The 18,295-nt window shown below is 72.5% G+C and carries 15 protein-coding genes; 5 read left to right on the top strand and 10 right to left on the bottom strand.

The features are described 5' to 3' along the window. Positions 1 to 18: 18 nt before the first annotated feature. Entirely contained in the window at positions 19 to 1,599 is a 1,581-nt protein-coding gene (locus ACFTWP_RS04635) for a GMC oxidoreductase (RefSeq protein WP_380262634.1), read from the top strand. A 552-nt stretch (positions 1,600 to 2,151) separates the two neighbouring features. Next, a complete protein-coding gene (locus tag ACFTWP_RS04630; RefSeq protein ID WP_380262632.1) occupies positions 2,152 to 3,666 on the top strand; it encodes an alkaline phosphatase family protein in 1,515 nt (504 codons plus the stop codon). Between the two features lie 97 nt (positions 3,667 to 3,763). On the opposite strand, the gene ACFTWP_RS04625 is transcribed toward ACFTWP_RS04630, so the two are convergent. The 10 genes from ACFTWP_RS04625 to ACFTWP_RS04580 form a co-directional block, all read right to left on the bottom strand. Next, positions 3,764 to 4,783, bottom strand: a complete 1,020-nt coding sequence (locus ACFTWP_RS04625) for a cytochrome d ubiquinol oxidase subunit II (protein ID WP_380262630.1) — start codon at positions 4,781 to 4,783, stop codon at positions 3,764 to 3,766. Continuing rightward, positions 4,780 to 6,195 (bottom strand): cytochrome ubiquinol oxidase subunit I, encoded by a 1,416-nt coding sequence (locus ACFTWP_RS04620; protein WP_380262738.1) that lies wholly within the window; start codon positions 6,193 to 6,195, stop codon positions 4,780 to 4,782. Before ACFTWP_RS04620 ends, ACFTWP_RS04625 begins: the two co-directional genes overlap by 4 nt. A gap of 85 nt (positions 6,196 to 6,280) precedes the next feature. Further along, on the bottom strand, positions 6,281 to 7,117 hold the full coding sequence (locus ACFTWP_RS04615; protein ID WP_380262628.1) for an SDR family oxidoreductase: 837 nt from the start codon (positions 7,115 to 7,117) through the stop codon (positions 6,281 to 6,283). Positions 7,118 to 7,271: 154 nt separating this feature from the next. Continuing rightward, a complete protein-coding gene (locus tag ACFTWP_RS04610; RefSeq protein ID WP_380262626.1) occupies positions 7,272 to 8,225 on the bottom strand; it encodes a 2-hydroxyacid dehydrogenase in 954 nt (317 codons plus the stop codon). A gap of 212 nt (positions 8,226 to 8,437) precedes the next feature. Further along, the gene (locus ACFTWP_RS04605) at positions 8,438 to 9,748 is read right to left on the bottom strand and encodes a DUF2254 domain-containing protein (protein ID WP_380262624.1); all 1,311 of its coding nucleotides are present in this window, start codon (positions 9,746 to 9,748) and stop codon (positions 8,438 to 8,440) included. Between the two features lie 276 nt (positions 9,749 to 10,024). Then, positions 10,025 to 10,888, bottom strand: coding sequence for a dimethylargininase (gene ddaH, locus ACFTWP_RS04600; protein ID WP_380262622.1), 864 nt, complete (start codon positions 10,886 to 10,888; stop codon positions 10,025 to 10,027). A 286-nt stretch (positions 10,889 to 11,174) separates the two neighbouring features. Beyond that, on the bottom strand, positions 11,175 to 11,399 hold the full coding sequence (locus ACFTWP_RS04595) for an MbtH family protein (protein WP_380262620.1): 225 nt from the start codon (positions 11,397 to 11,399) through the stop codon (positions 11,175 to 11,177). A 180-nt stretch (positions 11,400 to 11,579) separates the two neighbouring features. Further along, the gene (gene zapE / locus ACFTWP_RS04590) at positions 11,580 to 12,734 is read right to left on the bottom strand and encodes a cell division protein ZapE (protein WP_380262618.1); all 1,155 of its coding nucleotides are present in this window, start codon (positions 12,732 to 12,734) and stop codon (positions 11,580 to 11,582) included. A 171-nt stretch (positions 12,735 to 12,905) separates the two neighbouring features. After that, on the bottom strand, positions 12,906 to 13,673 hold the full coding sequence (locus ACFTWP_RS04585) for a polysaccharide deacetylase family protein (protein WP_380262616.1): 768 nt from the start codon (positions 13,671 to 13,673) through the stop codon (positions 12,906 to 12,908). A 313-nt stretch (positions 13,674 to 13,986) separates the two neighbouring features. Then, complete coding sequence (locus ACFTWP_RS04580) at positions 13,987 to 15,018, bottom strand: LacI family DNA-binding transcriptional regulator (protein ID WP_380262614.1); 1,032 nt, start codon at positions 15,016 to 15,018, stop codon at positions 13,987 to 13,989. 130 nt (positions 15,019 to 15,148) lie between these two features. On the opposite strand from ACFTWP_RS04580, the gene ACFTWP_RS04575 reads away from it, so the two are divergent. The 3 genes from ACFTWP_RS04575 to ACFTWP_RS04565 are packed head-to-tail and all read left to right on the top strand — an operon-like array spanning position 15,149 to position 18,238. Next, complete coding sequence (locus ACFTWP_RS04575; protein WP_380262612.1) at positions 15,149 to 16,468, top strand: ABC transporter substrate-binding protein; 1,320 nt, start codon at positions 15,149 to 15,151, stop codon at positions 16,466 to 16,468. 16 nt (positions 16,469 to 16,484) lie between these two features. Then, a complete protein-coding gene (locus ACFTWP_RS04570; protein ID WP_380262610.1) occupies positions 16,485 to 17,420 on the top strand; it encodes a carbohydrate ABC transporter permease in 936 nt (311 codons plus the stop codon). Continuing rightward, the gene (locus ACFTWP_RS04565; RefSeq protein ID WP_380262608.1) at positions 17,420 to 18,238 is read left to right on the top strand and encodes a carbohydrate ABC transporter permease; all 819 of its coding nucleotides are present in this window, start codon (positions 17,420 to 17,422) and stop codon (positions 18,236 to 18,238) included. Before ACFTWP_RS04570 ends, ACFTWP_RS04565 begins: the two co-directional genes overlap by 1 nt. The last annotated feature ends 57 nt before the right edge of the window (positions 18,239 to 18,295 follow it).

Genomic DNA, 18,295 nt, shown 5'->3' with positions numbered 1-18,295 from the left:
CGATCCGAGGCGACCACCATGGCAGGCACCGAGCACTACGACGTCATCGTCATCGGCACCGGAGCCGGCGGCGGCACCCTGGCCCACCGGCTCGCGCCCAGCGGCAAGCGCGTCCTGATCCTGGAACGCGGCGACTACCTGCCCCGCGAGCGGGACAACTGGGATTCGACCGCGGTCTTCGTCAAGGGCAAGTACCGCGCGCCCGAGTTCTGGTACGACAGGCACGGCGACCGGTTCCCACCCGAGGTCAACTACTACGTGGGCGGGAACACCAAGTTCTACGGCGCCGCGCTGTTCCGCCTGCGGCCCGAGGACTTCGGGGAGGTGCGCCACCACGGCGGCCTCTCCCCGGCCTGGCCGATCCGCTACGAGGACCTGGAGCCGTACTACACCCAGGCCGAGCACCTCTACCTCGTCCACGGCCGGCACGGCGAGGACCCGGGGGAGGGGCCGGTCAGCGCCCAGTACGCGTACCCGCCGGTGCGCCACGAGCCGCGGATCCAGCAGCTCAGCGACGACCTGGAGAAGCAGGGGCTGCACCCCTTCCACCTGCCGATCGGGGTCAACCTGACCCAGGACGGCGCGGGCGCGGCGACGCACACCAGCGTCTGCATCCGCTGCAACCGGGTCGACGGCTTCCCCTGCCTGGTCCGCGGCAAGGCCGACGCGCAGGTGATCTGCGTGGACCCGGCCCTGGAGCACCGGAACGTCACCATGGTCACCGGCGCGAACGTCCGCCGGCTCGAAACCGGGCCGACCGGGCGCAGCGTGGACCGGGTGGTCGCCGAACTCGCGGACGGGACGCGGGTGGAGTACTCCGCCGACATCGTGGTGGTGGCCTGCGGCGCCGTGAACTCCGCCGCCCTGCTGCTGCGTTCGGCCGACGACCGGCACCCGAACGGGCTGGCCAACAGTTCGGACGTGGTGGGCCGGCACTACATGCGGCACAACAACCGCGCCCTGATGGCGGTCTCCAAGGAGCCCAACGACACGCAGTTCCAGAAGACCCTCGCCCTCAACGACTGGTACCTGGGCTCCGACGACTGGGAGTTCCCGCTCGGCGGGATCCAGATGCTCGGCAAGTCGGACTCCGACCAGATCCGCGGCGAGGCCCCCCGCTGGGCCGGACTCGCCTCCCCGGACCTGCCGTTCGAGGTGTTGGCCCATCACGCGGTGGACTTCTGGCTGTGCGGCGAGGACCTCCCGCACCCGGACAACCGCGTCACCCTGGACAGCGCCGGCGACATCCACCTCGCCCTGGACGAGCGGAACAACATCGAAGGGCTGAACCGCCTCCAGCACAAGCTCCAGAAGATGCTGGGCCACCTGGGCATGCACCCGCACCACCTGCTGCCGCACAGCCTCTACCTGCACAAGGGGATGCCGATCGGCGCCACCGCCCACCAGGCCGGGACGGTACGGTTCGGCACCGACCCGCGGACCTCGGCGCTCGACGTCGACTGCAGGGCCCACGACCTCGACAACCTCTACGTGGTGGACACCGGCTTCTTCCCGAGCATCGGGGCGGTGAACCCCTCCCTGACGGCCATCGCCAACGCGCTGCGGGTCGGCGACCGCATCCTGGAGCGCCTCGGCTGAGCCCCAACGCCGTCGAGGTCGGCGGTCGGTCGGGGGCGGGAGCGAGGTGATCCGCTCCCGCCCCCGGCCGAGGCCGCATCGGGGCACGGACCCGCGTACCTGATCGACGACACCGCGCCGCCCCTCGGCGACCGACCCTCGGCGGCCGACCGTCCACGAGACCGACCGTCCGCGCGACCGAACCGAGCCCTGACGGGCCGACGCACCGGGCCACCCCGGTGCGTCGGCCCGTCGCCGTGCTGAGCCCGAGTGCCCGGTGCCCGGTGCCCGGCGGTCGTCCGGGGGCGCGGCCGTGGACGGGAGCCCCCGGGAGGAAACGGCCGGTCGTCCACGATCGATCGGTTCGAGGGCGATCGATGGTCGTCGAATGATCACGGACAGGTAACTGGTCTGAACCTAAATTTGGGAGTTGTTCATACACCTGTGCCCTGCGCGAGGTTCGGGGATCGCCGTGCGGCTCCAAGCTCTTCAGCGGCGGCCGACGGGAGCGTGCTTCATTCCGGGCCGCCCGTCCTGCACCTCCCTCCGACTCCCCTGGGAGTTCCTGTGCGCATGTCCCGTCTGTCCCGTCCCGTTCGGGCCGGCCTCGCCACCGCCGCGCTCACCGCGACGCTGATTCCGCTCACCGGTGTCCAGGCCTCGGCGGCCACCGGTCCGTACAAGGGCCTGCCGAACGGCACCAAGACGGCCAAGACGCTGGTGATCGGCGTCGACGGCACTCGCTACGACAAGCTGCTGACCGCCGACGCGCCGAACATCAAGGCGCTGATGGCCTCGGGCCTGACCGCCACCAGCAACCTCTACGCCAACCCGCTGGCCCCGACGCTCTCCGGCCCGGGCTGGTCGTCCATCGCCACCGGCGTCTGGCCCGACAAGCACGGCGTGAAGGACAACACCTTCGCCGGCTCGCAGTTCGCCCAGTACCCGGACTTCGCCACCCGGCTGGAGACGGCGGCGCCGAGCGCCTCCACCCTGGTCGTCGCCTCCTGGAACCCGATCGCCGACAACGTCTTCCACGGCACGCCGGACCTGCGGATCGACGAGAGCGAGAACGACAACAAGACCGCCTCGGACGCCGTCGACTACCTCACCAACGGCAACCCCGACACCACCATGCTGCACTTCGACGAGGTCGACGAGGCCGGTCACGGCTACGGCGGCGCCAGCACCCAGTACGCCGCCGCCATCCACTCGGTGGACGCGCTGGTCGGGCAGGTCGTCCAGGCGGTGCGCAACCGCGCGACGTACGCCGCCGAGGACTGGCTGATCATCGTCACCACCGACCACGGGCACACCGACGCGGGCGGCCACGGCGGGAACAGCGCCCTGGAGCGGCAGACCTTCCAGGTCGTCAACGGGGCCGGGTACGCGGCCGGTTCGACCCGCTACGACGTCAAGCCGGTCGACATCGCCCCCACCGTGCTCAAGCACGAGGGCGTCACCGTCAACCCGGCCTGGCAGCTCGACGGCAAGCCGATCGGCGAGATCGTCCCCGACGCCTTCGACGCGCTCCGCCCGAGCCTGCAGACCCGGGTGGACGAGACCGGCATCCCCGCCACCACCAAGGGCTTCACCCGCACCCCGCCGGCCGGCTGGACCATCGACAACTCCCGGATGCCGAGCGGCGGCGTCACCGAGTGGCGCGGCTGGGCCTTCGCCACCGACGAGTTCTGGACCGCCGCCCAGCTCGGCCAGTCGCGCGAGACCAACGTCCGCGCCCGCAACGTGTTCGCGGTCGCCGACTCCGACGAGTGGGACGACAAGACGCACGGCACCGGCCAGTTCGACTCCACGCTGGTCAGCCCCGCCTTCCCGGTCAGCGGCACCCAGGCCACCATCTCCTTCGCCAACAACTACAAGGTGGACGGCCCGCAGACCGGCGACCTGTACGTCGTCTTCGGGACCGGCGCCCCGCAGCTGGTGAAGTCCTACCGCAGCGACCTCAACTCCTTCGAGAAGCTCACGGTCGCCGTCCCGGCCGGGGCCACCACCGCGCAGCTCCAGTTCCGCTACACCGGCACCAACAGCGCGTTCTGGACGGTGGACCAGGTCTCCGTCACGTCCTGACGCACCGGTGGGCCGGGCCGCGGCGGGCGGGAGCGAGCTGATCCGCTCCGCCACCGTGGTCCGGCAGGGCCCGGGCAGGCGTCGTCGCCTGCCCGGGCTACTTCGCGACGTCCTCGTCGGTGAGGGGCTCCAGGACGCCCCGGGTGTCGAGGCGGTAGAGCACGGTCACGGCCGGGCCGATGAGGACGAGCGCGACGAGGGCGACGATCAGCATCCACTGCAGGGTGGCGCTCGCGCCGGCCGCGTCCCGGACGGTCAGCGAGGTGGGCACCAGGTACGGGCGCTGGGCCACGCCCCACGCACCCACCGCCAGGGCCACCGCCGCGACCGCGCTCCAGCGCGCCCAGCCGAGCGCCGGGCCGGCGACCAGCACGGCCGTGACCGCGCCGGCGGCCGCCGAGAGCAGGACGAGCAGCAGTCCCCAGCCGTGGGTGAGCCCGTGGTGGACGTACGAGGCGTCGTCGGCGGTCACGACCAGGCCGACCACGCCCACCACCAGCACGGCGGCGACGGCCGCCCAGGCGCGCAGCCGGAAGTAGCCGACCAGCTCGTCGGCCCCGAACCGGCGGGCGTCAGCGGTGAGGAAGACCGCACCGAGCACGGCGCTCGCGCCCACGGCGAGCAGCCCCGCCACCACCGACGTCGGATTGGCCCAGGCGTCGGCCGAGGCGGTGGTGCCGGGCGTGACCCGGCCGGAGGCCACGCTGCCGATCACCGCGCCCAGGAAGAACGGGGTGAGCAGCGAGGAGACGGCGAAGGCCGCGCCGTACACCCGGCGCGCCGCGAGGCGGCGGGTGGGCTTGCGCAGCGCGAAGCCGGCGCCGCGCAGGACCATGCCGACGGCGGCGAGCGCCAGCGGGAGCCAGAGCGCGGTGAACACGGTCTGGAAGAAGTCCGGGAAGCCCGTCCACATCAGCACCAGCACGAAGACCAGCCAGACGTTGTTGACCTCCCAGACCGGGGCCATCGCGTGGTCGATCAGCCGGCGCGGCCGCTCTCCTCGCCGGGTGCCCCCGGCGAGGAGGTCCCAGAAGCCGGCGCCGTAGTCGACGCCGCCGCCGCAGGCGTAGGCGGCGATCGCCAGCAGCAGGACCCAGGACAGGACGTCGGCGGTCACTCGGGGTCTCCCGGTGCCCGGCCCGGGCCGTCGGCCGGCGGTGGCGACTGCGGTGCGGTGGCGGCGAGTTCGGGGCGCGGTCCGTAGGGGGTGTCGGTCTCCGGGCTCTCCGCGGCCACCGTGCCGCCGCCGGCCAGGCGCCAGCGGGTGCGCATCTTGAGCAGCACGGTGAGGAACGCCCCGAAGATGAGGACGTAGACCACGGCCACGACCCCGAACATCGTCCACAGCGAGGCCGCGCCGGTCGGGGTGACGGCCTCCGAGACCCGCATGTTCTGGTAGACGATCCACGGCTGGCGCCCCACCTCGGTGGTGATCCAGCCGCACTCCACGGTGAGCAGGCTGGCGGCTCCGGCCACGGCCGCGCAGCGGAAGAACCAGCGCGAGCGCGGCAGGTCGCGGCGCCGCCACCAGCACCAGGCGTACCAGAGGACGAGTGGGATCAGCAGGCTGCCGACGGTCGCCATGATGTCGAACGCCCAGTGCACGATGGTGGCCTGGGTGGCGGTGGGACGGTCGGCGGCGGGCACCGAGCTCAGGCCGGTCACCTGCGTGTCGGGGCTGAACCCGGCCAGGACGGAGTCGAGTTGGGGGATCTTCAGGCCGCCCTTGACGGTGCCGTCCTCCTGGAGCCGGCCGAAGAGGTACTCGGGCACGTGCGTGTCGGTGTCCCAGACCAGTTCGGTCGCGGCGAACTTGATCGGCTGCTTCTGGTAGACCTGCCGCGCGATGTTGTCGCCGAGGAAGAACTGCACAGGGGTGAGGATCGCGGCGACGGTGAACGGCACGGTGAAGCCGAGGCGGTGGTAGCGGTCCCGGCGGCCGCGCAGCCAGCCGACCGCGTAGACCCCGGCGACGACGTACCCGGCGGTGAGGAACATGGCGACCACGAAGTGCCAGTACTCCGGCCCGAACATCGGGGTGAAGACCGCCTGCCGGACGTCGACGTCCACGGGGTTGCCGGCCGGGTCGAGCTGGAATCCCTGCGGGGTGTTCATCCAGGAGTTGGCGGCGATGATGCCGAACGCCCCCATCAGCGCCGTCAGCGGCAGCGGGACGCCCAGCCAGAAGTGCGTCCACGGCTTCAGCCGGCGCCAGCCGTAGAGGTAGATCGCGATGAGGATCGCCTCCAGGAAGAACGCCCACGCCTCGACGCCGAACCCGAGGCCGAAGACGTCGCCCCAGCGGCCCATCATGCCCGGCCACAGCAGCCCGAACTCGAAGGACAGCACGGTGCCGGTGACGATGCCGACGGCGAACTGGACGGCCATCACCGCCGACCACCGCCGGGCCAGCAGCAGCGCGGTCGGGTCGCCCCGGCGCAGGCCCCGGTGGTGCATCAGCAGCGTGACGAACGGCAGGGCCACCCCGAACGGCACCAGCATGATGTGCGAGGCGAGGGTGAACGCCATGAGCTCGCGGGCCGGCAGCAGCTGCGCCGGGGTGCTCGCGAGGAGCCGGGTCGCGAGGAACTGGGTCGCGGTCTCCACCTGCGGCTCAGCCCCCGGTGGCGAAGCCGGGGAAGAGCGTCATGCCGCCGTCGACGTACAGCGTGGCGCCGACCACGTAGTCCATCAGGTCCGAGGCCAGCACGGCCACCGCGCGGGCGATGTCCTCCGGGTCGCCGACCCGGCGGTACGGGATCAGCCGCAGCAGGTCGGTCTCCGCCTCGGGGGTGTCCCAGGCGGACTTGTTGATGGGCGTGCGGATGGCGCCGGGCGCGACGGCGTTGACCCGGATCCCCTGCGGTGCCAGCTCCTGCGCCAGGGTCTGCATCATCATCAGGACGCCGCCCTTGGAGGCCGCGTAGTTCACGTGGCCCGCCCAGGGGATGATCTGGTGGACGGAGCTCATGCACACGATCTTGCCGGCCGAGCGGGAGACCTCCGGGACGACGCCGCGGCGGACGAACTCCTTCGCGGCCTCGCGCGCGCACAGGAACTGGCCGGTGAGGTTGACCTCCAGGACCTTGTTCCACTGGTCGAGCGTCATCTCGGTGCTGGCGGCGTCGCGTTGCAGCCCGGCGTTGGCCACCAGGACGTCGATGGTGCCGAACTGCTCGACCATCCGCCCGACCATGCCGACCACCTGGCCCTCGTCGGAGACGTCCGCCTCGTGCGCGTACGCCTGCACGCCGAAGGACCTGATCTCCTCGACCACCTCCTCCGCCGCCTCGCGGCCGAAGACGTAGTTGACCACCACGTCGGCGCCGGCGCGGCCCAGACCGATCGCCGTCGCCTTGCCGATCCCCGAGTTCGCTCCGGTGACCAGGGCCTTCTGACCCCGGAGGATGGGCGGCAGCTCCGGGCTCGGCTGGTCGGCGGATGAAGCCATGGTCGTCTCCCGTTCGTGGTCTCCCGTTCGGTACGGCGCCACGCTGCCGCCGCCGCCCGCGGCTCGGGAGACGGCCCGCCGGTCGTTGGGCCATCGGGCCCAGCGGCGTCCCTCGCACGGGCTACCGTCCGGCCGACGGCCCTCGCGGTCGCCGTCAGTTGCCGGGCCCGGTGACCACGTTGTCCAGCGGCTCGCCCGCGAGGAAGCGCTCCAGCTGGCCGCGGATCAGGCGCAGCGCGCGCGGCAGAAAGGCCGAGCTGTTGCCGCCCACGTGCGGGCTGATCAGGGTGCGGGGCGCGCGCCAGAGCGGATGGCCGGGGGGAAGCGGCTCCGGGTCGGTGACGTCCAGCGCCGCGGCGAGCCGGCCGCGGCCCAGCTCCGCGAGCAGGGCGGCGGTGTCCACCACGGCGCCCCTGGCCACGTTGACCAGCAGGGCGTCGTCCTTCATCGCGGCCAGGAACCGGGCGTCGACCAGCCCCCTGGTCTGCGCGGTCAGCGGCAGGGTCAGCACCACCACGTCGGCGCGGGGCACCAGGGCCGTCAGCTCGGTCAGCGGCCGGACCGGGCCGCGGGGCGCGGCGCGGGCGGTGCGGGCCACCCGCAGGACCTCGCACTCGAAGGGGACGAGGCGCTCCTCGACGGCCGCGCCGATGGACCCGTACCCGACCAGCAGGACGGTGCGGTCGGCGAGCGCGGTGGCGGAGCCGCCCTCCCACACCTCGCGGTCCTGCGCCCGGACGAAGCCCGGCACGCCCCGCAGCGCGGCGAGCAGGAGCGTCAGGGCGAGCTCGGCGGTACTCGCGTCGTGGACGCCGCGGGCATTGCACAGCGTCACCCCGGGGGGCAGGAAGGGCAGCAGGTCGTCGACGCCGGCCGACAGGCTCTGCAGCACCCGCAGCCGGGGCATCCGCTCCAGCAGCGGCAGCGCGGCGGCGCCCCGGGTGTACGGGACGACGAAGAACTCCACCGCGCGGAGCACCGGTTCGGGAGGCGCGGCGCCCCGGCCGTCCCACACGGCCACCGCCAGGTCGGCCGCGCCCACCTGCTCGGGCGGGTACGGGAGGAGGACGGCCGGTGGCCCGGCTGGTGCGGTGGACGGGCGGCTCATGGGGTGATCCCAACAGCTGCCGGGCCCGGCCGCAATCAACGGGGCCGCCGCACCGCCCGTCCTCCCCCCTTCGGCGGCTCCGGCGGGTCCGGTCCCGGGGCCGTCCGGGTGCACCGGGCGGCCCGGCCGGCGGTATGCCCGGCGGTCAGCACGTGCGTACGGGCCCGAGCCCTACCTGCCGGGACCGCCGCCCGGTCTGCGCGGCCCGACCGCTACCCGCCGGCGCCGGGCCGGGGCGGCGCCGTCGGGCGGTGGCGGCCACCGATGCCCTGCGAGTCGGCCGTCCGTGCCGTGTCCCGCCGGGGAGCGTCCGCGAAGGCGCGCTCGACCGAGGCCGTGAGGAGGTCGAGTTCGGTGCGGACGGCCGGCAGGCACTCGGCGGGCAGGGCGTCCAGGAGGCCCTCGAACAGGGACTGCAGCCGCCTGCACACCTGGAGCGAGGTCGCGCCGTACTCGCGGATCTCGCTGACGGCGAGCTGGAGGTACTCCTCCCAGGTCCGCCCCGGCACCACGAGGCGCGGACGCCCCCGCTCGTCGGCGATCACGTACCGGCTGCCCAGTCCGATCCGGCCGGCTGCATAGAGGAAGGCCTCGATGTGGTTCAGCACCTGCGCGGACGTGGTGGGGTCGTTGACGGCGGGTGACAGTGCCCGGATGGCGATGTCGACGAGGATGCGCAGGGCGAAGGCCGGATCCTGCTCGATGGTGCGCTCCGAGCCGAGCGCGAGGAGTCCGGCCACCCGGCGCGGGTCGGGCGGCACGGATCCGTCGTGGTGGACCTCGACGAGGGCGGCCCCGGGCGGCACGAAGTCCCCGACCGAGTGGTTCATCACCAGGACCCAGTCGTGCCGGGTCGCCAGCGCGACCATCCGGGAGGCGTTGACCGCCTGGATCACGCCACCGCGCCCGGCCCGGACCAGCGTCACCGTACCGGTCGGCGCCGGTGTCCAGGCAGCGGTCGCGGCGGACCCGCGGATCCGGGTCGCCCCTGCGTCGAGGACCTTCTCGCCCATGCGCCCCACGATGTCGGCGATCGCCACCGGCCGCAGGTTGTGGGTGAACCGGTTGAGGTAGACCAGCAGGAGCAGCAGGCTGACCGAGACGGCGACACCGGCCAGCGTCACCCCCAGGTCGGGGACGGAGTTCTCCTCGATGCTCCGCAGCAGGGCGTAGGCGAACGCGAAGGTGCCGGTGAACGTGGCCAGTACGGCCTCCTGCAGCCGGTCGCGGTACCAGAGCCTCATGTAGCGCGGCGACAGCGTGCCGGTGGCCTGCTGGATGACCAGGACACCGATGGTCACGACGAACCCAAGCAGCGCGATCATGGAGCCGATCACGGAGCTGAGGACGGAACTCGCGGTCGTCGCGGAGTAGTGCCAGTCGTGCCGCAGCCAGGCCGCCCCGTCCGCGGCCAGGGCGGCCTCGGCGAGGGCGACCCCGAGCACCAGCCCGAGCAGCGGCACGATCCACAGGCTGGCCTTGGTGTACTGCCGCAGGCGGAACCGGGCGGCCCAGGACGTCATCGCGCGCACCCGGGAGCGGAGCACCCTCCGTGCGCCGGCGCGGGACTCGACACGATGGGCCCCTCCCTTTCGGCTCCGGACGGCGAAGAGGCCTCCACCTTCGCCCCCGCCCTCCCCGCCGCCGTGGCCGACACAGGGGGACGGCCGAGACCCGCGCCGCGACTCACCCGATCGGCGCACGGTGGACGCCCCGCCGCCGTGGTCGGGGCGCGCGAGCGCTGCCGGGAGCACCGGGGCGGTGCCCGGGGACCGTCCGGGCACCGCCTGGTCCGCGCCTCAGCTCGGGCGCAGCTCCAGGGTGCAGCACTTCACGCTGCCACCGGCCTTGAGGAGTTCGGTCAGATCGACGCCGACCGGTTCGAAGCCGCGCTCCCGCAGCCGCTCCTTGAGCTGGACCGCGGCCTCGGGCAGCAGCACGTGCCGGCCGTCGGAGAGCGCGTTGAGGCCGAACACGGCCGCGTCCTCGGCGGTGGCCAGGATCGCGTCCGGGTAGAGCTCGCGGAGCACCGCGCGGCTGCCCGGGCTGAACGCCTCCGGGTAGTACATGACCTCGGTCTCGGAGAGGACGGCCAGCGCGGTGTCCAGGTGGTAGAACTCGGGGTCGACCAGGGTGAGTCCGACCACCGGGAGGCCGAAGAACTCCTGGGCCTCGGCGTGCGAGCGCGGGTCGGTCCGGAACCCCGTCCCGGCGAGCAGCGTGCGGCCGACGACCAGGTAGTCGCCCTCGCCCTCGTTGATGTGCTCGGGCCAGTGGACGTCGGTGTAGCCGTGCTCGGTGAACCAGGAGAGGTACGCCGGCCCCTCCGCCGTCCGCTCCACGTGCCGGAACCGCGCACCGAGGACGCGGCCGTCGACGACGGTGGCGCCGTTGGCGGCGAACACCATGTCGGGCAGGCCCGGCACGGGCTCGATCACCTCGACCGTGTGCCCCAGCTCCTCGTAGAGGTTCTTCAACCCCGTCCACTGCGCCAGGGCCAGCGCGGTGTCGACCGGCTTGGCCGGGTCCATCCACGGGTTGATCGAGTAGCGGACGTCGAAGTGCTGCGGCGGGCACATCAGGAACCGCCGCGGACGCGCCACCCGCCGGGGCCGGGCGGGCGCGGTCGGCCGGTGGGCGGGGATGTCGTCGGTCGAGGGCATGGGACTCTCCGGGAGGGACGGGAGGCGGACGCAGGATCGCTGCGCCGCACTCGGAGAAGGAGCGCACCGGGGGCCCTGTCGGCGGCCGGATCCGGTCGCGGACGGGGGGGGTCTGGTGCGGCGGAGGGGTTCGCCGCGGGAGTCGTGGTGACGGTGCGTCAGATGACGGCGATGTGCGCGGCAAGTCTGACCCGGGTCCGTGTCGCGGATGCGAACGGGGCCGGAACTCCCGGTCGGCGGTGGCGGGCGAGTACGGGCGGTGCGGTGGTACCGCCTCCGGGGTCGGTCAGGTGGTGGTGGCCGCGGTGCGGGCGATGAGGGAGGCGGGGCGCATGTCCGTCCAGTGGGTGTCCACGTAGTCGGTGCAGGCCTGGCGGCTGTCCTCGCCGTGGACGACGGTCCAGCCGGCCGGTACCTCGGCGAAGGCGGGCCACAGCGAGTGCTGGTTCTCGGCGTTCACCAGCACGAAGTAGCGGGCGTCGTCGTCCTCGAACGGGTTGGTGGTGCTCATGTCGTCGTCCCTCGCGGAGATCGGTCCGGTCACGGGTGGGCTGGTCGGCACGATTCCTCGGGCCGCCCACTACCAAGGTAAGGCTTGCCTAACCTTTCCTGTCCGATACGATTCGGTCAAATATCCTTCGTGTACAGGGCATTCGATCGCGGATCCGGGCCCGGTGCGGGGCGTCGAGCGTCACCGACCGTTGGAGGGTTCGGGCTCGCCCCGGCGCTCGACGGGCGCTCGGTAGGCGCCCTCCTCCTCCGGCGCCGGCCCGCGCAGGAGGGCGAGACGGCTGGCGGTGCGGTCGAGGTCGCGCATGAGGTCGGATCCGGTCGGGAGCCCGGCCAGCGGGTCCGCGCCGATCAGGACCAGGGGCACGTCGCGGTCGCAGCAGACGTCGACCAGGTTGGCGAAGCGCCGGCGGCCGTCGGGGGAGGCCTCGCCGAGCGGCGGGACACCGTCGAGGACGAGCAGGGGGAAGCGCTCGGTGAGGGCGAGGTAGTCCTGCACGGCGGTGCGGCCCTCGCAGAGCTCCTCGAAGCCGAACCAGACCAGGTCGGCCCGGGCCGCCCGGGCCGGCAGCTCGCGGTGGTGGGCGACCACCGGCCCGGCCTCCTCCGGGCGCGGTGCGTCGAGGCCGGCCGCGGCCTCCCGGCCGGGGCGCAGGCTCGCGCCGAGGGCGAACCCCCGAGGCCCGCCCGGCCGCGGCCGACGGCGGAAGTCGACCGGCCCGGCGACGTCGAGCACGTCCATCCGCTCCTCGATCAGCCGGATCGTCGGCTCGAAGAGGTGGTGGTAGAGCGGGTCCGGCATCAGGCCGGCGGGCGGGTAGTTGGAGGTGGTGACGAGGGTGATCCGCCGGTCCAGCAGGGTGCGGAAGAGGCGGGCCACCAGCATCGCGTCGCCCGCGTCATGGGCGTGGAACTCGTCGAAGACGAGGATCCGGCAGTCGCCGAGCAGCTCGTCCACGGCCCGGTCCACGGCCGCGCCGTCCGTGCCCGGGTGCGCGCTTCGCTGTGCGTTCCGGTGCGCGTTCTGATGTGCGACGCCCTCGTGCAGCCGCCGGAAGAAGTCGTGGAAGTGCAGCCGCCGCTTGTGCGGAGTCGCCAGGCCGTCGAGGAAGGTGTCCACCAGCCAGCTCTTGCCGCGGCCGACCGGGCCCCAGAGGTACAGGTGGCGCGGCGGGCGGCGCAGCCGCCGGGCCGGCCGGGCCAGCTCGCCGGCCAGCCGGCTGAGCCGCTCGGCCGGCGCCTCCTGGGCCGGATCGAGGCTGAACCCGGCTCGCTCGGCGGCGCGGTGGAAGTGGTCGCGCATCTCCTCGTACTGCCGCTGCTCCCTGTTCGTCACGGATCCGGACCCTAGCAGGACGTCAGAACACGAAGGATCGGCGGGAGTTGACAGGCTCGCGCGGTGGTGGGGTCGCAGGGGGCCGGTGGTTCCGGGATCGGCTCGGCACCTGCCCGCCCCGGGCGGAGGCCTACGGCCCCGGGCGGAGGCTTACGACCCCGGGCGTGACCGCTACGGTGCGACGGCCACCGCGTGGGGGGTCTGGCCCGCGCCGGTCCCCGGGTTCGGGCTCCAGACGATGCGGCCGGGGCACAGACCGCGGGCGGCCAGACCGGCCAGGATCCGCGGCACGGCCGCGACGGTGCTCCGGTAGCCGCCGTCGTGCATCAGGATGATGCCGCCCGGGCCGAGGGTGGCGGCGGCCTGGACGATCTGCTCGGTGGTGGCGCCGTTCCAGTCCTGCGAGTCGACGCCCCAGAGCACCTCGGCCAGGCCGAGTCGGGCCGCGTCCGCCCTGACCCGGGCGTTGGTGTCGCCGTACGGCGGCCTGAAGAGCGTGGGAGTGGTGCCGGTGATCCGCTGGATCGTCCGCTGGGTGCTGCCGATCTCCTGGTGGACGGCCGGCTCCGCGAGCGTGGTGAGGCGGGGGTGGGTGGTGGTGTGGTTGCCCAGCCACATCCCGGCGTTCTGCTCGGACTCCAGCAGCGCGGGGTACTGCTCGGCGTGCTGGCCCCAGATGAAGAAGGTGGCACGGGCGCCGCCGGCCCGCAGGGCGTTCAGCAGGGGCGTGGTGGACTCGGGGTTGGGCCCGTCGTCGTAGGTGAGGCCCACGTAGCCGTTGCGGCAGTCGGTCCAGGCCGCGGGGTGCGGGGCGGCCGCGGCGGGCAGCCAGACGCCGCCGGCGGCGGGCAGGCAGGCGGTCGCGGCGGCCGCCAGTACCGGCAGTGCCCTCCTGAGGCGGGTGCGGTCCTTGCGTCGGGTGCGGTCCTTGGCGAGCACGGGGTCTCCTGGGGCCGGGACGGGTGGGGGCGACTCTCGTCTGAAACCTTTCGGAGTATGGACCGGATGTTTTCGGGATCGCAAGGGGCGCGACCCGAACCGTTCGCCCCGGTCAGCCGCTCAGCCGGTCAGCCGGTCGGGGCCGGCCGACCGCTCGGGAGGTCGTCCGGCCGCGCGCAGCACCGCGTGTCTGGCCAGGCGCCGGGCCGGGCGCTGGGAGACGCGCCGGGCCGGGCGTGGCGGCAGCTCCGCGCTGGCCCGACCCGACGTCCGCGCTGGCCCGACCCGACGTCCGCGCTGGTCCGGCCAGGTGTCAGGCCTCGGCCGGTGGGGCGGTGCTGGCACGAACGACCAGGCTGGTGGCGAGTTCGAGCCGGGTGGCGGTGTTCTCGTCGGCCCGCAGTCGCCACAGCATCTGCGCGGCCTCCTCCGCCATCCGGCGTAGCGGCTGGTGCACGGTGGTCAGTGCCGGGCTCATCCACTGGGCGATCGACACGTCGTCGTACCCGACCACCGAGAGGTCCCGCGGGACCTGCAGTCCGTGGATCCGGGCGGCCTCCAGGACGCCGAGGGCCTGCAGGTCGCTCCCGGCGAAGACGGCGGTGGGCCGGTCCGGCCGGCCGAGCAGCTCCATCGCGCGCCGGTAGCCGCCCTCGACGTGGAAGTCGCCGAAGGTGACCAGTTCGGGGTCGACCTCCAGTCCGGCCATGGTCATCGCCGAGCGGAACCCGTCCAGCCGGGCCACCGAGCAGAGCATGTCGCGGGGGCCGCTGATGATCGCGATCCGCCGGTGCCCGCACTCGATCAGGTGGCGGGTGGCGGCGAGCCCGCCGGACCAGTTCGCCGAGCCCACCGAGGGGACGTCGGGCTCCGGGTCGCCGGCCGGATCGATGATCACGAACGGGATCGCCCGTGACCTGAGCTGCTGTTTGAACTCCGCGGGCAGGGTGGAGAAGACCAGTACCACGCCGAGCGGGCGGCGCCGGAGCACGCCCTCGATCCAGTCCGCGCCGGGGGAGTGGCGGGTGCCGCTCTCGGTCAGCACCACGCTCGCGCCGTGCTCCTTGGCGACGTTCTCCACGCCCCGGATCAGCTCCATCGCCCAGATGCTGTCCAGCTCGTGGAAGACCAGTTCGATCAGGGGGGCCTCTCCCGCGGACTTGGCCGACCGCCGGTAGCCGTGGATCTCCAGCAGCTGTTCCACCCGGGTGCGGGTCGGGCGGGCGACGTCCTGCCGGCCGTTGAGAACTTTCGAAACCGTGGAGATCGAAACTCCGGCCTCTTCCGCCACCTGGGCCAGCGTCACGCGGCCCGTCTCCTCGTCATCCTGCATGGCGTGCAGCATAGACCGCCCCGTCAGGTCACGCTTTGGTAACCCTGGTTCGAGCGGTTGACCAGGTCTCCCCGGGGTCCTAGCGTCGCAGCCCACAGAGAGTTTCGGGAATCGGCTCGAAACATTTCGAAAGGCCTCCTCGATGAAGAGACACGCCAGGCTCCCCCGTGCCGTCGCCGGCGGTGCCGCCGTCCTGCTCGGCCTGACCCTGACGGCCTGTGGAAGCAGCGGATCGGCGTCCGGGGACGGCGACACGATCCACGTCCTGGTCTACGGGGACGCCACCAACAAGGTCGAGAAGCAGCTCGCCGAGACCTTCAACAAGACCTCCAAGGTCAAGGTGGTGCTGGACACCATCCCGGGCGCCGACTACCAGCAGAAGCTGCAGACGATCATCAGCACCAAGCAGGCGCCGGACGTCTTCTTCAACTGGGGTGGAGGCTCCATCAAGCCCTTCGTCCAGGCGGGCCTGCTGCTGCCGCTGGACGACATGATCGCCAAGGACCCGGGCCTGAAGGCCAACTTCCTCCCGTCGGTCTTCAACACCGCGGTGGTCGACGGCAAGCCGTACGGCGTCCCGATGCGCGGCACCCAGCCCGTGCTGCTGTTCAACAACAAGAAGGTCCTCGCCGAGGCCGGCCTCACCGAGCCGAAGACCTGGGACGACCTGCTGGGCGCGGTCGGCGTCCTGAAGGCCAAGGGCATCACCCCGATCGCCCTCGGCGGCGGCGACCAGTGGCCGACCCAGATGTGGTTCGAGTACCTCTACGACCGCGTCGCGGGCCCCGGCAGTGCCACCGGAGCCGGCCTGTTCCAGAAGGCCCTGGGCGGCGACAAGGGCGCCTGGGCCAACGAGGACTCCAAGCGGGCGCTCGGCATGCTCAAGCAGCTGGTCGACGCGGGTGCGTTCGGCACCGCCTTCGACTCGGTGAAGTTCACCGACGGCGGCTCGCCGGCGCTGCTGGCCACCGGCAAGGCCGCCTTCGAGCTGATGGGCTCCTGGGAGTACTCCACCCTGCAGGACGCCAACCCGGACTTCACCAAGAGCGACCTCGGCTACGGCGCCTTCCCGACCGTCCCCGGCGGCAAGGGCGACCCGAAGAACGTCGTCGGCAACACCAACAACTTCTACTCCGTGCTGAAGAAGACCAAGCACCCCGAGGCGGTGGCCGAGTTCCTCAAGCTCCAGTACTCGGACGAGTTCGTCCAGGCCCAGCTCGGCATCGGCAACCTGCCGACCACCGGAAACACGCAGTCCTTCCTCGCCTCCGCGGCCAACCCCGCGTACTCCACCTACCAGTACAACCTGGTCAAGGACGCACCGGCCTTCGAGCTCTCCTGGGACCAGGCGTACCCGCCGTCCGCCAGCACGCCCATCCACCAGGCCGTCCAGCAGTTCCTCAACGGCCAGATCGACCAGAACGGCTTCATCAAGGCCATGCAGGCCCTGCCGACGAGCTGAGAGTGCTCCCTCACCCATGACCAGCGACACCATCGCCACCACGGTTCGGGGCCGGTCCGCCGGCCCGCGCCGGGCCGGCGCCGCGGTGAGCCGCCCGGGCTTCGTCTGGGCGGTCCCCGCCACCGTCTTCTTCCTCCTCTTCGCCATCGTCCCGCTGCTGCTGGTCGCCGTCCTGTCGTTCATGCGGTGGAACGGCCTGGCCGCACCCGAGTTCGCGGGCCTCGACAACTGGACCGCGCTGCTGCACGACCCCGTGATGCTCAAGAGCCTGTGGCTGAGCCTGCTGCTCACCCTGCTCGGCGTGGCCGTCCAGACCCCGGTCTCCCTGCTGCTCGGGGTCTGGGCGGCCGGCCCGCAGCGCAACCGCGCCGTACTGTCGGCGATCTTCTTCGTCCCGCTGCTGCTCTCCGCCACCGCCGTGTCCGTGCTGTGGCGGGCCCTGCTCGACCCCAACTTCGGCGTCCCCGCCCAGGCCCGCTGGCTGTTCGGCGACGGCAACCTGTTCGGCTCGCAGGCCGGCGCGATCGGCGTCCTGGTGCTCGTCGGGACGTGGCAGTTCACGCCGTTCCACACGCTGATCTACCAGGGCGCCGCCCGCGCCGTCCCCCGGGTGCTCTACCAGGCCGCGGCGATCGACGGGGCGGGCCGGATCCGGCAGTTCGTCCACATCACCCTGCCGCAGCTGCGGAACGCGATGGTCACCTCGGTGATCCTGATGATCGTCGGCGGCCTCACCACCTTCGACACCGTGCTGATCCTCACCCAGGGCGGACCGGGCACCGACACCACCATCAGCGCCTACTACATGTACCAGAAGGCCTTCAAGGGCTTCGACTTCGGCGCCGGCTCGGCCGTCGCGCTGCTGCTCGTCCTGGCGGCCACCGCCATCTCGCTCCTGGTCGTACGCCTCTCCGGGTACGACAAGATGCGCAGCACAACGGAGGGCCTGTGATGAGGCGCCGTCCCAACGTCCTCGCCGGACTCGGCTCGCTGGGCTGGCTGGCCGTCGTCGGCCTGCCGCTGTACGTGCTGCTCGCGGCCACCCTGCAGACCCGCGCCGACTACGCCAAGAGCGGCCCGCTGGGGCTGCCGGTGCACCTGACCCTGCGCAACTACCTCGACGACTTCTCGGGCGGCTTCGGCCGGTACTTCCTCAACACGGTGATCGTCACGGCGAGCGTGGTCGCCATCGTGCTGCTGGTGGTGCCCCCGCTGTCGTACGCCATCGTGCGCAGCCGGGGTCTGACAACCACCCTGGTCTTCCGGCTGTTCCTGCTGGGCCTGGCGATTCCCGCGCAGGCGGTGATCGTCCCGATGTTCTACGTGATCAGCAAAGCCGGCCTGTACGACAACCTGATCGGGGTGATCCTCCCGACCGCCGCGTTCTCCCTACCGGTCTGCGCGCTGATCCTCACCGGGGTGATGCGCGACATCACCCCGGACCTGTACGAGGCCATGGCCATGGACGGCGCCCCGCCCTGGCGGGTCTTCCTCCAACTGGTGCTCCCGCTGTCCAAGGGAGGACTGTCGACCATCACCGTCTTCTCCGCCCTCCAGGCCTGGAACGGCTTCCTCTTCCCCCTGGTCCTCACCCAGTCCGACGAGACCAAGGTGATCACCCTCGGGCTCTACGACTTCCAGACCCAGTACGGCGTCGACGTGCCCGGCCTGCTCGCCGCCGTGGTCCTGTCGATGCTGCCCATCCTGCTCGTCTACCTGTTCGCCCGCCGCGCCCTGGTCCAGGGGCTGATGGGCGTCGGAGGGAAATGAACCACCACGTGTCCCCGCCCGCCGCCGCACCCGCCACGACCACTCCGCCCCTGCCCG

This window comes from Kitasatospora sp. NPDC057015, from assembly GCF_042673745.1.
Classification (GTDB): domain Bacteria; phylum Actinomycetota; class Actinomycetes; order Streptomycetales; family Streptomycetaceae; genus Kitasatospora.
The sequence above is the reverse complement of the archived record's forward strand: the minus strand, read 5'-3'. Positions and strand labels throughout refer to the sequence as shown.